Genomic DNA, 11,150 nt, shown 5'->3' on the forward strand with positions numbered 1-11,150 from the left:
CACCCTCCGTGCGGCATTATTGCGACTCATTCACAACAAGATAGCCAACAATGACACTGAACTATGACACGCGCCGCATTTCCGAGGACGGCGTCGCATCCTGGCGCGCGCTATGAGGCCAGCGGCTCAGAACATCACGATCACTTTGTCAACGTCGAGACGGATGAGGTCATCGAGTTTCGGTGCCATGAGATTGAGGTACTTCAACAGAAAATCGCGGATGAGAACGGCTTCGAAATCGGCGGGCATCGCCTCGAAATCTATGTCCGACCCAAAAACAGAAATTAGGGCTCGGAAATTGCCCTTTTCCAGATGACGTCTGAGGTTGTCGTTTTTCCAGCCGCATCAGCGCCCAATGCCCAGCGGCGATATTGGTATTCCTCACGAGTGCCAACTGCTCTGGCAGATGCAAGCTACAGTCAATCCGTCACTATTTCAGACCACTAAGGGTAACGAACTGCAATCATCGACAGCTTGAACCGCAATTATCGGCCTTTTGGGACCAGATTACCTGCGACTATCGGAGGTATTCTGATCACATTGTCTGCGAATATGACCGCGCTTTGTGAGAACGGGCTGCAATCATCGCGCCCGAACCATGCTATGTGAGAATGGTGCAGGCGAGCAGACCGGCAAACCCGCCCGGCGCATCATGGCGGTAATCTCTTCGGTACGTTCAGTATCGAGCCTGCCGGTCAGGAACCTGCGGATTTCGGGCAAACGCGTATCGAACTGGTCGGCGAACGCCTTAGGCGGATAGCCGATGCGGGTCAGGCGCGCGTCGAGATCTTCGAAACCGGCCGAGATCGTATCCTCAACGATCTCGCGCGTCACGATGTCCGCACCGAGGCGAAAGACGTCCATGAAGGCGCGGTTCAAATGTTCGATGATCTGGAGTGGTGTTGCCATAGTTTCCGCAAGAAATGCACGGGCGTCGGCGGTGATGACATCGTTCTGCTTTACACCATCGGCAAGGCAAGACTTGAGCAGCCAGTCGATGAAGGCACCGCCCTCGTCGCCGAGACCGCCGAACTCAATCTTCGCGGTCCGGTGCCCGATTTCCTCCATGACGGGGCGTCGCAGGTTGTTGTGAAGGCGGGGGTGTCCCACCAGCACAACGGAAAGTGTGCCGCCTCCTTCGTCGACCATCTCGATGAGCCGTTTCAGCCCGTTCAGCGTCTGCCCGTGCAGATCATGGGCTGCGTCAATGAACAGCGCGACGGGTTTTTGTTCCGCACGAACCAGATCCTGAAGCAATCGTTCGCGGCGTTCGGGCTGCGTCGGGACCTTTAGGTTTGGGTCTCCGGAAATGTCGAGAAACAGTGCGGTGATCAGGCCGGACAACGTGATCCGGTGACGTTCTATCGACAAGCTGCGGACGACAATCACTTTGCCCTCGGCAGTCATCTGCGATTTCAGACAGTTGAGCGCTACAGTCTTGCCGGCGCCCACCGGTCCGGAGACTGCGATCAGCCGCCCGGCCATAATCGCCGCACGAATGTGTGCGCTGATCTGCTTCATGCGCGCAGTCTCGAAGTGACCGGCCTCGCGCCAGTCCTTCGCGATTTTGAACTGGTCACGGATCCTGCTCGTCAGCATGCCTTCATTCTCCGGGGTTCTCATGAAGTGTTCCCGGATGGCTGTCCGGATCTCGGCCTTGTCGAGTGTACGCTCGACCAGATCGGCGATGAGCGCGAGATCGGTTGAGCCCAGCTCACCCAGCGGTCGGCGGAGCTGGTCCGAGTTTGCCCGCCGCGCCGCCAGCGCGCTGGCGAAGGTCAGCTCCTGCCAAGGGTCAGGATCCTCGAAACCTACAGCACGAAACGGAACGATTTCGGCGACATAATCCGGCTCGCTGCCCCCGGCGACGACCGTACGCGGCAGGTTGATCGCGTCAGCCAATGCCACCACCGCCTCGGACCGTTTTTTCCGGACTGATTTGCCGGGCTTGCGATAGCGGCGCAGCGGGATTGGTCCGCCAGAGGGACGGTAAGGACCGAAGCGGCGCTCGTTCCATTCAACGAAGAGGTCGGTATCGAAGAGACCCCACCAGAGCAGCACATCTTCGCCAGCGAGATCGGGATCGACCTCGTAATGTGTACCACTAACCGCGACACGGGCATCTGCCCCGACCTTGCGCCGTTCAGGCTCACGCGCGAAGGCGCAGTATCTTTCCCACGAACACATATCACGCAGACCACTCTCCGGCAGGTTTGCCAGCCAGTCCTCAATCCGGCTGTGCGGTTCTGCGTGCCCGCGTGCTGGCCGATCTGGCCGCCCGCAGCGATGCAGCGGGCATCATCGCCACCGCCCCGTCAGCCGCTGCCGCCAAGGACAGCCCGCTGATAGCCGCCGCGAAGAAGGCGGCCGCAACCTCGCGCTGAACTCGCCCCCCAAACCATGGAGACTGATCAATGCCCGTCCTGACGAAACAGCCCAGCATGGGCGATGTCCTCAAATATGAGGCTAACCCGAACTACACCCGCGAGGTCGTGACCCTGCTGCAGGGCATGCCCTATCCGGTCGGCTCCGTGCTCGGCCAGATCACCGCCAGCGGCAAATACAAGCTGTCGACCGCAACCGGCTCGGATGGGGCGCAAACCGCCAGCGCCGTGCTGCTCTACGCGGTCGATGCCACGCTGGAGGATGCGACCGGCATCGTCGTCCTGCGCGGCCCCGCCATCGTATCGCGCGAGGGCCTCGCCTACGACGGCACCGTCGATGATGCGGCAAAGATCACCGCCAAGATCACCCAACTGGCTGCCGTCGGCATCATTGCCCGCGACGGCGTCTGATCCCGAACCAGCCCAGCGCATTCACATCCATTCCTCTTTCATCCCCGGAGCACCTCATGACCCTTGTCCGCAACCCCTTTGACGCTGGCGGCTATTCGCTGGCCGAGATGACGCAGGCCATCAACATCCTGCCCAATCTCTACACCCGCCTTGGCCAGATCGGTCTCTTTCGCTTTGAGGGCGTCAGCCAGCGGTCGGTGATCATCGAGCAATACGAGGGCGTGCTGAACCTGCTGCCCTCCGTCCCCCTTGGCGGGCCAGCCACGGTCGGCACCCGCGAGGGCCGCTCGATGCGGTCCTTCGCCCTGCCATGGATCCCGCATGACGACGTCATCCTGCCCGGCGACATTCAAGGCCAACCCGCGCTGGGCGTGTTCGATGGCGCCGACCCGCTGGTCGAGGTGATGAACCGCAAGCTGCAGCTGATGCGCCGCAAGCATGCACAGACCCGCGAGTTCATGGAGATGAACGCGCTGCGCGGCATCGTGAAGGATGGCGCGGGCACCACTCTCTACAACTACTTCACCGAGTTCGGTCTGGCGCAGATTTCTGTCGACTTCCTGCTTGGCACAGCGGGCACCAATGTGCAGGGCAAGGTCCGCGAGGTCTTGCGCGCAGTCGAAGACAACTTACTGGGCGAGGCGATGTCCTCGGTCCATGCGCTGGTCAGCCGAGAGTTCTTCGACAAGCTGATCTCGCACCCGAAGACCGAGGAGGCCTACAAGTTCTATGCCGCCACCGGGGCCCAGCCGCTGCGGGAAGATATGCGCCGCAACTTTCCCTTCGCGGGCATCGTGTTCGAGGAATATTCGGGCACCGTCACCCTTTCCACCAAGGCAAGCGAACGGCTGGTCCCGGCCAGTGAGGGGATCGCCTTCCCCCTCGGCACGATGGACACCTTCACCACTTATGGCGGCCCGGCCAACCTGCTGGAAGCCGCCAATACCATGGGTCTCCCGCTCTACGCCCGCCAGCATCTGGACGAGAAAGGCCGCTGGATCGATCTGATGACGGAAGCCTCGATCCTGCCGGTGAACAAACGGCCGCGCATCGCGATCCGCCTCCATACCTCGAACTAACGGGCGCGTCATGACTGTCTTTGCTGTCGCCATGGACCGGATCTATGCCAACCCGTCCATGGCGGTGGCCGCATTGTGGATCTCGGGCACCACCTCGGAAGAAAGGCCCATCCGGGTGATCCGCCGCGCCCCGGATCGTATCACCGAGTTCGGCGCTGCGCATTTCGTCAGTGATACGATGGTGCTGGATGTACGGGTTTCCGACCTGCCTGATCCCCGCACGGGTGACCTGATCGTGATAGGCACCGACAGTTTCACGATCCAGGGCGAGCCTTTGCGTGACAGCGACCGCCTGATCTGGACGTTGGACCTGCGACCGTCATGAAGCTGAAGCTCGACATTGATCCGGACATCGTGGCGATGATGGCAGCGGAGGTTGCGGCAGGCGAACGCGCTGTGTCTGCTGCTATGCGCGAGGCCGGGACTGGGCTGAAGACAGCATGGCGCGGGCAGATCGCTGGCGCGGGGCTCGGTAAACGGCTTGCGAACTCGATCCGCAACCAGAACTTCCCGAGATCGGGCGAAAGTCTCGATGCCGCCGCGCTGGTCTGGTCCAAGGCACCGGTCATCGTGGGAGCCCACGACACCGGCCCGTTGATCCGCTCGCAGGACGGCTTCTGGCTGGCGATCCCGTTGCCTGCCGCAGGAAAATCCACGCGCGGCGGCAGGATCACCCCCCGGCGAATGGGAGCGTCGACGCGGTTTGCACCTGCGCTTCGTTTATCGGCGCACCGGCCCCAGCCTGCTGGTGGCGGAAGGACGGCTGAATACCAAGGGTCAGGCGGTGGTCTCTCGCTCCAAGACCGGGCGCGGGAGGGTCACAGCGCCAATCTTCTTGTTGGTGCCGCAGGTCAAGCTGCCGAAGCGGCTGAACCTCGACCGGGATGCCGCCCGGGCGCTCGACAGCGTGCCCGAACTGATCGCTGCCAACTGGGTGGAGGACAAGATTTGATCTGGCGAATTGTCCTCAATAACCAGCCTCGCGCTGGTGGCGAACGGCGAGGACAACCGCTGTTTCACCGTCAAACCGATAAAGAGATACATAGCCGGTGTCGCCAAAGGGAATGAACCATTCGCGGAATTCCGGCTCCATATCTTCGACCGGACGGCCTGCACCGGGTTGATCACGCAGGATCTGCATACCTTCGCGGATCAAACTGGCCGCGCGGCGGGCGGCCTCAGGGTTCTTGTCGGCAAGGAAGTGACACAGCCGTTCAACATCCCGCAGCGCAGCGGGCGACCAGATCAGTTGTGGCATTCAGGGACGTCTGCCTCTTCGCCTGCTTCCAACTTGGCCAGCCAGGTATCGGCTTCCTCATGGGTGACGTGCTGACCGGTCGCCTGATATTCCTCCCAAGCCTGAAGTCCAGCCTGACGAAACGCCTCGCGCTTCTCTTCGCGCCCGATGAATTGCGCCACGGCCTCGCGCAGCATCCAATGGGTCGAGCGATCCTTGGCATCCGCGAGCCGCTTGAGGCGGTCACGGGTGTCCTGATCGAGTTTCACGGCGATGGGGCGAACGGCGTTCATGCGGGTGACTCCAGTAGAGTATTCATTGGTATTACCTGTAGCATATCGATGGCGTTCAAAAAAGCCACAATTCAGCAAGAGCAACAAAATGCCCACCCCACGCGAAACCATGCTCACCGCGCTGCACATCTTGCTGCAATCAGGATCCGCCACTGCCCTGCGCGGCGAGGTGTTGCCCGAGCGCGTCCCGGCCGACGGGCTACTGATCCTGCGCGATGGCGAGCCGGGCGAGCCCGAGGTGACGCTTTCGCCCCTGCGCTACCACTATCAGCACCGCGCCGAGATCGAGGCGGTCGTGCAGGGCGCAACTCGAGACGCCGCTCTCGACACGCTCTGCGCCAGCGTTGGCGCGACGATTGCCGCCGACCGCACGCTGGGCGGGCTCTGCGACTGGGTCGAGGCGGAAGCGCCACGGCCGGTTGATCTGCCGGTCGAGGGCGCGGCCAGTCTGAAGGCCGCCGTGATCCCGGTGGTTCTGCACTATTCCACGGCCGACCAGCTCGGCTGGCCGAGCTTTTCCCCCGCCGAGATCGCCAGTCGCCGCGAAGGCGCGCTCAAGATCAACACCGAGGCCATGGACAAGCTGCAGACCCTGCGCAACCGGCTTGGCAAGCCGCTGATCGTGCGCTCGGCCTACCGCAGCCCGGCTCACAACCGTGCCGTGGGCGGGGCACCGCGCTCCAAGCACATGCTCGGAACCGCGTTCGATATCGCGATGTCGAACCACGACCCGGCGACGTTTGCCGAGGCCGCTCGTGCTGTGGGGTTTCTGGGCTTCGGCACCTATCCTCGTTCAGGCTTCATGCACATCGACCTCGGGCCCGCGCGGTCCTGGGGCGAGCCGTTCCCCGCACGCGCCACGTCCTTCGTGTCGGAGGTGCCGCCCGCCCGCGAGGTGCTGGCCGAGAGCCGCACGCTGAAAGGCAGCGGCGCGGCGGGGGTGGCGACCGTCGGCGCAGCAGGGGTCGAGGTGGCACAGGACGTCTTGGCTGAAACCCAATCCGCGATCCTGCCGCTGGTGCCCTACCTCGACACCCTGCGCTGGGTGTTCATTGCCGTGGCCCTGATCGGCATTGCCGTCGCCATCCACGCCCGGATCGATGACTGGAAGCGAGGCCAGAGGTGATGGGATGGCTGATCAGCACCCTTTCAAGCGGCCTGGCCCGCAAAGCGCTGGGCCTGCTTTTGGCCGCCGCCACCATCGCCCTGTTCCTGCTGAACCTGCGCCGCGCGGGGGAGCGTGCCGGGCGGCTGGCGGAACGCTTGCAAACATCGGAGACAACCCATGAAATTCAGCGCCAGATGCTGGACGCCGCCAGCCGCCGTCCCCCTGATCGCGGTGCTCTGGCTCAGCGCCTGCGCGACGGGCGGTTCTAACTCTAACGCAGGCGTGTCATGCCCGCCCGTAGTGCCCTACAGCACCGCCGACCAGGCGCGCGCCGCTGCCGAGGTGGATGCTCTATCGGAAGGCGCAATGATCGTTCGGATGTTGAGCGATTACGCTGTCCTGCGCGACCAGGCGCTGGCGTGCGGGTGAAGATCGGGCCGGGCAAGTGTCCTGCGGGAAGCGCCTGATTCCTCTACCGCACCGTCACGCCCGGTCCGTATCGCGGATTCACAGGTTCAAAGAAAGGCAGCGAGTCGCTGCACAGACATGATGGCATGCGACCTTTCCCTCTGTCGCGCGCCGAAATGGGCGCAATTGTGCACCTCTGGCAGATCGAGAGTGGTGCCTGGCTATTCTGCCATCGCCCGTTGATTGGGGCAATCACTGACCCACGCTGCGCCAAACACCAAGGTCTGCTGAGCGGGACTCAGTTGCCGTTCGCTGTGGACGCGCAATCCCTACCAGGCCGCTGGCGTGGATAGGTAGGGGCCGCCAATCCCGCGTAGTGCAGCAATGGCAGCCCCGGACATCAGCTGGCGTCCTTGAACTCGGCATATTCACCGCGCACCTGCACGGTCACGGTCGCATCCGAGCTGTCGCGGTTGCGCCAGAACCAGCCGTGCTCGCCGTCGAACTCGGCGACGATTTCGCCTTCGTCTCCGGTGGAGCCGCGGCCCTTCTCATAGGTCACCGACTGACCGCCACCATGGCCATGCATGTCGAAGTTCACGCGACCGCCTTCAACGAGCATCCGGTATTCCACCGCCTGGCCTTCTTCCATCACCAGCTTCCATTCGGCACTGTCACCGGGTGCCAGAGTGAAGGTGGTCTCGTCGCGCCAGACTTCGACCTCCTGTGCGTGTGCCGCGCCGACGAAGAGCCCGAAGAAGTCGTTCATCAGGCTCGACTGCTCCTGTGCTTCAAGCTCCATCAACCTGTCGGCCTCGGCCTCCTCTGCGAGCTGGGTCTTGATCTCACCCATCTCGCTTAGCCCGAGAACGCCGCCGATTCCGGTCGGATCGATGTTGTATTCGGCGGGCAGCACGACGGTCACGAGAATCGCGACCGCGCTGGCCGCCGCAATGGCGGTGGAACGGATGAGCTGCGCGGAGCTTGGCAGATCATCGAGGCTTGGTTTTTCTGCGTTGAACATTTGGATCTCCAATTTTCTCAGGTGGCTACGAAATAGCCGGTGATTTGCAGGCCCATGAGGATGAACCCCATGGACATCATGACGACGTTGGCGGTGTAGGCCTGGCGGAAGAAGTTCGGGGATTTCCGCCAGTAGCCCATGATGATGAGGATCACGGCGAGCGCCATGATCTGGCCCAGCTCGACGCCTACGTTGAACGCCAGGAGATTGGCCAGAAGCCCGTCCGAGGCGATATTGTAGTCGAGGATCTTGGTGGCCAGACCCGTGCCGTGGAAGAAGCCGAAGATCAGCGTTGCGGCCTTCGTGTTCGGTTGAAAGCCGAACCAGCGCTGGTAGGCCCCCAGATTGTCGAGCGCCTTGTAGACGACAGAGAGGCCGATGATGGCGTCGACGATATAGGCGTTGACGCCCCAGCCGAACCAGACGCCCGCCAGCATTGTGGTCGAATGCCCGAGGGCGAAGAGGCTGACATAGATGCCCACGTCCTTCATCTTGTAAAGGAAGAAGACGACGCCGAGCAGGAACAGGATGTGGTCGTAACCCGTCACCATGTGCTTGGCGCCGAGATACATGAAGGGGATGATGTTCACCCCCCAGATCTCCTGGATGTAGCCCGCGTCACCGGGTGTGACATTGTGGGCAAGCGCATGGCCTGCACTCAGAACGAGTGCCGACAGCGTGATTAAGGACAGGATCACGATCCGGCGTATGCCGGGATCGGTCCAGCCCCGATGGACTGTATTCATGGATTGAACTCCGCATTTGTGTTTGATGATCGCGTGCAACGCGCCGATGGCGCGCGGTCGATCAGACGCGCGGAGGTCGTTCGATCTGGTATGTCCGTAACGTATTCGACGTAGCCGAACTCAGCCGCCATGCGGTCCTGTAGATGTCGAGCGGCTGCGGCGACCGATTGGGGCCAGGCACGACCGCCTGACTGTGATCGTGATCGACACTGTCGTGGCTGTGTCCATGCGCGGCCCAGAGAATATCTTCGTCCAGACCATGCGAATGACCATGCTCCACGATCATCTCCGCATGCTCCTGAAGCACGTCGAGGATTGCAGGCGCATGCGAGGTTGTGGGCATCACCGACCAGACAATCACGGCCACGCAGAGAAGTGTCGCGAACGCGGCCTTTCCGATTGTCCGCAAGGTTGTCATAGGTTCTGCCTGTCTGCTCGTCGCTCGCGTGGTGCGTTGTGGCACCATCTTGTTTTAACCCCCAGGGGAGGATAAGCCTTGTCTATGACAACTCCCCCGGTTCATGCAACCCATCCCGCCCTGATCGCCCGGCTGAAACGCGCTGACGGCCATCTGCGCGCCGTGATCGAGATGATCGAGGCGGGCAAGCCCTGCCTGGAGATCGCCCAGCAGATGCAGGCGGTCGAAAAGGCCGTCACGAACGCCAAGCGGGCGCTGATCCATGACCACATGGACCATTGTCTGGACGCTGAGGGCTCCGAAACTGATCGCGCCGAGCTGCGGACGATCGCCCGTTATCTCTGAGGTCCGCCATGCTCGATATCCTCTCCGACCGCACCTACCGCCATCTGTTTCTGGCACAGGTCGTCGCCCTTCTGGGAACCGGGCTCGCGACGGTCGCCCTCGGGCTCCTGGCTTTTGATCTCGCGGGGGACGGGGCGGCGCTGGTGCTGGGCACGGTCTTCACGATCAAGATGGTGGCCTATGTGGGCATCGCCCCCATTGCCGGGGCCTTCGCGGACCGGGTGCCGCGCCGCGCGCTCCTGGTGACGCTCGATCTGGTGCGGGCGGGTGTGGCGCTGGCACTGCCCTTCGTGACCGAGGTTTGGCAGGTCTACGTGCTGATCTTCCTGCTGCAATCGGCCTCCGCCGCCTTCACGCCGACCTTTCAGGCGACGATCCCCGACGTTCTGCCCGAGGAGGCGCGCTATACCCGCGCGCTGTCGCTGTCGCGGCTGGCCTACGATCTGGAAAACATCGTCAGCCCGACGCTGGCCGCGCTTCTGCTGGCGGTGATGTCCTACAACTCGCTTTTCCTCGGCACGGTCGTCGGTTTCGCCGCCTCGGCCCTTCTAGTCGTCTCGGTCCTTCTTCCAAGCCCGCGCCCGTGCGAGCCGCGTGGGGTGTATGATCGCACCACACGCGGGATCCGCATTTATCTGGCCACGCCCCGTCTGCGCGGGCTTCTAGCGCTGAACCTCGCGGCGGCGGCAGCGGGCGCGATGGTTCTGGTCAACACGGTGGTCTTGGTGCGGGGATCGCTCGAGTTGTCGGAAAGCGCTCTGGCCTGGACGATGTTCGCCTTTGGCGCGGGCTCCATGACGGCGGCACTGGTTTTGCCGCGCGTGCTGGATGCTCTGCCGGACCGGCCCGTGATGTTCGGCGGTGCCGCGCTGATGGTGGCGACATTGCTGGGGCTGGGGGTCACGGTTCAGTTAGTCGGGCTCGGCTGGTCCATCCTTCTGGCAGCCTGGCTGCTGGTGGGGCTGGGGTATTCCGCCGTCCTCACCCCTTCGGGCCGGTTGCTGCGCCGCTCCGCCCATGCCGGGGACCGCCCTGCGCTGTTCGCGGCGCAATTCGCACTGTCCCACGCCTGCTGGCTGGTGACCTATCCGCTGTCGGGCTGGCTGCTGACGGTCTACGGCGTCGTCCCCGCACTGATCGGTCTGGCCCTGCTCGCGGGGAGCGGAATGCTGGCTGCGTTGAAAGTCTGGCCCGCGAACGATCCTGTGGAGCTTGAGCATACCCACGACAACCTGCCGCTCGATCATCCGCATCTGCAAGGGCATCGCAGGCACAGCCACGCCTTGGTCATCGACGAGAGTCACCCCCGCTGGGCCACACACTTTTGAGGCAGCGAAACTAAACTGAGACCGGAAGTAGGCCGCTCCTTTTCCGGCGAGGCGGCCATCCGTCCACAACGCAGCATTGGTCATAAGGAGGCTCGCTCCATCGGTAAGCGGTACCGCGAGCCGCGTTTCTTTGCACGCGGTGGCCTGTCGCTGCCCGCTTATGCACGCTGGTGCGGTTTTTCTGGTCCGGTGTTGATGTGGCGTTGATGTAGACTGCACAAGCAAAAGCCCGACTGATTAGGTCGGGCTTCAAGCGTTTGATATTGTGTATTTTTTTGGTTGCGGGAGTAGGATTTGAACCTACGACCTTCAGGTTATGAGCCTGACGAGCTACCGGGCTGCTCCATCCCGCGACAGAGGTATTGATTG

At 62.7% G+C, this 11,150-nt stretch carries 16 protein-coding genes, 1 tRNA gene and 2 pseudogenes; 12 read left to right on the plus strand and 7 right to left on the minus strand.

Annotated elements, in window-relative coordinates:
• The first annotated feature begins 63 nt into the window (after window positions 1-63).
• Window positions 64-288: a Fur family transcriptional regulator gene (locus ACP2AV_RS14980; protein WP_426373587.1), complete on the plus strand. Its 225-nt coding sequence runs from the start codon at window positions 64-66 to the stop codon at window positions 286-288.
• Between the two features lie 294 nt (window positions 289-582).
• On the opposite strand, the gene ACP2AV_RS14985 is transcribed toward ACP2AV_RS14980, so the two are convergent.
• Window positions 583-2,187: an ExeA family protein gene (locus ACP2AV_RS14985; RefSeq protein WP_426373588.1), complete on the minus strand. Its 1,605-nt coding sequence runs from the start codon at window positions 2,185-2,187 to the stop codon at window positions 583-585.
• Between the two features lie 26 nt (window positions 2,188-2,213).
• Between ACP2AV_RS14985 and ACP2AV_RS14990 the strand changes: the two genes are divergently transcribed.
• The 5 genes and pseudogenes from ACP2AV_RS14990 to ACP2AV_RS15010 all read left to right on the plus strand — a co-directional run bounded on the left by ACP2AV_RS14990 (window position 2,214) and on the right by ACP2AV_RS15010 (window position 4,826).
• Complete coding sequence (locus ACP2AV_RS14990; RefSeq protein WP_426373589.1) at window positions 2,214-2,384, plus strand: hypothetical protein; 171 nt, start codon at window positions 2,214-2,216, stop codon at window positions 2,382-2,384.
• Window positions 2,385-2,414: 30 nt separating this feature from the next.
• A complete protein-coding gene (locus ACP2AV_RS14995; protein WP_426373590.1) occupies window positions 2,415-2,795 on the plus strand; it encodes a head decoration protein in 381 nt (126 codons plus the stop codon).
• 56 nt (window positions 2,796-2,851) lie between these two features.
• Complete coding sequence (locus tag ACP2AV_RS15000) at window positions 2,852-3,874, plus strand: major capsid protein (RefSeq protein WP_426373591.1); 1,023 nt, start codon at window positions 2,852-2,854, stop codon at window positions 3,872-3,874.
• A gap of 10 nt (window positions 3,875-3,884) precedes the next feature.
• Window positions 3,885-4,199 (plus strand): head-tail joining protein, encoded by a 315-nt coding sequence (locus tag ACP2AV_RS15005; RefSeq protein ID WP_426373592.1) that lies wholly within the window; start codon window positions 3,885-3,887, stop codon window positions 4,197-4,199.
• Window positions 4,196-4,826: pseudogene (locus ACP2AV_RS15010) on the plus strand (DUF6441 family protein). The gene ACP2AV_RS15005 and the pseudogene ACP2AV_RS15010 overlap by 4 nt, the downstream one beginning before the upstream one ends.
• A 15-nt stretch (window positions 4,827-4,841) precedes the next feature.
• Here ACP2AV_RS15010 and ACP2AV_RS15015 read toward each other — a convergent pair.
• Both ACP2AV_RS15015 and ACP2AV_RS15020 read right to left on the minus strand, forming a co-directional pair.
• Window positions 4,842-5,132 (minus strand): type II toxin-antitoxin system RelE/ParE family toxin, encoded by a 291-nt coding sequence (locus ACP2AV_RS15015; protein ID WP_426373593.1) that lies wholly within the window; start codon window positions 5,130-5,132, stop codon window positions 4,842-4,844.
• Window positions 5,120-5,404: a CopG family ribbon-helix-helix protein gene (locus tag ACP2AV_RS15020; RefSeq protein ID WP_426373594.1), complete on the minus strand. Its 285-nt coding sequence runs from the start codon at window positions 5,402-5,404 to the stop codon at window positions 5,120-5,122. Before ACP2AV_RS15020 ends, ACP2AV_RS15015 begins: the two co-directional genes overlap by 13 nt.
• Window positions 5,405-5,492: 88 nt before the next feature.
• Between ACP2AV_RS15020 and ACP2AV_RS15025 the strand changes: the two are divergent.
• The 4 genes and pseudogenes from ACP2AV_RS15025 to ACP2AV_RS15040 all read left to right on the plus strand — a co-directional run.
• A pseudogene (locus ACP2AV_RS15025) lies at window positions 5,493-5,906 on the plus strand (acyl-CoA transferase); the annotation flags it as partial.
• Complete coding sequence (locus ACP2AV_RS15030; protein ID WP_426373603.1) at window positions 5,880-6,530, plus strand: YcbK family protein; 651 nt, start codon at window positions 5,880-5,882, stop codon at window positions 6,528-6,530. The pseudogene ACP2AV_RS15025 and the gene ACP2AV_RS15030, both read left to right, overlap by 27 nt.
• Window positions 6,530-6,781 (plus strand): hypothetical protein, encoded by a 252-nt coding sequence (locus tag ACP2AV_RS15035; protein WP_426373595.1) that lies wholly within the window; start codon window positions 6,530-6,532, stop codon window positions 6,779-6,781. The genes ACP2AV_RS15030 and ACP2AV_RS15035 overlap by 1 nt, the downstream gene beginning before the upstream one ends.
• A gap of 31 nt (window positions 6,782-6,812) precedes the next feature.
• The gene (locus ACP2AV_RS15040) at window positions 6,813-6,941 is read left to right on the plus strand and encodes a hypothetical protein (protein ID WP_426373596.1); all 129 of its coding nucleotides are present in this window, start codon (window positions 6,813-6,815) and stop codon (window positions 6,939-6,941) included.
• Window positions 6,942-7,320: 379 nt separating this feature from the next.
• On the opposite strand, the gene ACP2AV_RS15045 is transcribed toward ACP2AV_RS15040, so the two are convergent.
• The 3 genes from ACP2AV_RS15045 to ACP2AV_RS15055 all read right to left on the minus strand — a co-directional run bounded on the left by ACP2AV_RS15045 (window position 7,321) and on the right by ACP2AV_RS15055 (window position 9,108).
• Window positions 7,321-7,944, minus strand: a complete 624-nt coding sequence (locus ACP2AV_RS15045; RefSeq protein WP_426373597.1) for a transmembrane anchor protein — start codon at window positions 7,942-7,944, stop codon at window positions 7,321-7,323.
• 17 nt (window positions 7,945-7,961) lie between these two features.
• Window positions 7,962-8,690: a HupE/UreJ family protein gene (locus ACP2AV_RS15050; RefSeq protein WP_426373598.1), complete on the minus strand. Its 729-nt coding sequence runs from the start codon at window positions 8,688-8,690 to the stop codon at window positions 7,962-7,964.
• Window positions 8,691-8,751: 61 nt separating this feature from the next.
• Window positions 8,752-9,108, minus strand: a complete 357-nt coding sequence (locus ACP2AV_RS15055) for a hypothetical protein (RefSeq protein ID WP_426373599.1) — start codon at window positions 9,106-9,108, stop codon at window positions 8,752-8,754.
• A gap of 84 nt (window positions 9,109-9,192) precedes the next feature.
• Between ACP2AV_RS15055 and ACP2AV_RS15060 the strand changes: the two genes are divergently transcribed.
• Together ACP2AV_RS15060 and ACP2AV_RS15065 are read left to right on the plus strand one after the other, a co-directional pair.
• Window positions 9,193-9,453, plus strand: coding sequence for a metal-sensing transcriptional repressor (locus ACP2AV_RS15060; RefSeq protein ID WP_426373600.1), 261 nt, complete (start codon window positions 9,193-9,195; stop codon window positions 9,451-9,453).
• An 8-nt stretch (window positions 9,454-9,461) separates the two neighbouring features.
• A complete protein-coding gene (locus ACP2AV_RS15065) occupies window positions 9,462-10,781 on the plus strand; it encodes an MFS transporter (RefSeq protein WP_426373601.1) in 1,320 nt (439 codons plus the stop codon).
• A 276-nt stretch (window positions 10,782-11,057) separates the two neighbouring features.
• Here the strand turns inward: ACP2AV_RS15065 and ACP2AV_RS15070 are convergent.
• Window positions 11,058-11,134: transfer RNA gene (locus tag ACP2AV_RS15070), tRNA-Met, on the minus strand.
• Window positions 11,135-11,150 lie beyond the last annotated feature (16 nt).

Source organism: Aliiroseovarius sp. PTFE2010 (genome assembly GCF_049943335.1).
Lineage (GTDB): Bacteria > Pseudomonadota > Alphaproteobacteria > Rhodobacterales > Rhodobacteraceae > JBNFVY01.

Excerpts from the sequence above, each read along its gene's own strand:
- ACP2AV_RS14980 (WP_426373587.1), top strand. The coding sequence starts at position 64 with ATGACACGCGCCGCATTTCCGAGGACGGCGTCGCATCCTGGCGCGCGC.
- ACP2AV_RS15055 (WP_426373599.1), bottom strand. The coding sequence starts at position 9,108 with ATGACAACCTTGCGGACAATCGGAAAGGCCGCGTTCGCGACACTTCTC.
- ACP2AV_RS15015 (WP_426373593.1), bottom strand. The coding sequence starts at position 5,132 with ATGCCACAACTGATCTGGTCGCCCGCTGCGCTGCGGGATGTTGAACGG.
- ACP2AV_RS15020 (WP_426373594.1), bottom strand. The coding sequence starts at position 5,404 with ATGAACGCCGTTCGCCCCATCGCCGTGAAACTCGATCAGGACACCCGT.
- ACP2AV_RS15035 (WP_426373595.1), top strand. The coding sequence starts at position 6,530 with ATGGGATGGCTGATCAGCACCCTTTCAAGCGGCCTGGCCCGCAAAGCG.
- ACP2AV_RS15045 (WP_426373597.1), bottom strand. The coding sequence starts at position 7,944 with ATGTTCAACGCAGAAAAACCAAGCCTCGATGATCTGCCAAGCTCCGCG.
- ACP2AV_RS14995 (WP_426373590.1), top strand. The coding sequence starts at position 2,415 with ATGCCCGTCCTGACGAAACAGCCCAGCATGGGCGATGTCCTCAAATAT.
- ACP2AV_RS15005 (WP_426373592.1), top strand. The coding sequence starts at position 3,885 with ATGACTGTCTTTGCTGTCGCCATGGACCGGATCTATGCCAACCCGTCC.
- ACP2AV_RS15060 (WP_426373600.1), top strand. The coding sequence starts at position 9,193 with ATGACAACTCCCCCGGTTCATGCAACCCATCCCGCCCTGATCGCCCGG.
- ACP2AV_RS15065 (WP_426373601.1), top strand. The coding sequence starts at position 9,462 with ATGCTCGATATCCTCTCCGACCGCACCTACCGCCATCTGTTTCTGGCA.
- ACP2AV_RS14985 (WP_426373588.1), bottom strand. The coding sequence starts at position 2,187 with ATGTGTTCGTGGGAAAGATACTGCGCCTTCGCGCGTGAGCCTGAACGG.
- ACP2AV_RS15050 (WP_426373598.1), bottom strand. The coding sequence starts at position 8,690 with ATGAATACAGTCCATCGGGGCTGGACCGATCCCGGCATACGCCGGATC.
- ACP2AV_RS15000 (WP_426373591.1), top strand. The coding sequence starts at position 2,852 with ATGACCCTTGTCCGCAACCCCTTTGACGCTGGCGGCTATTCGCTGGCC.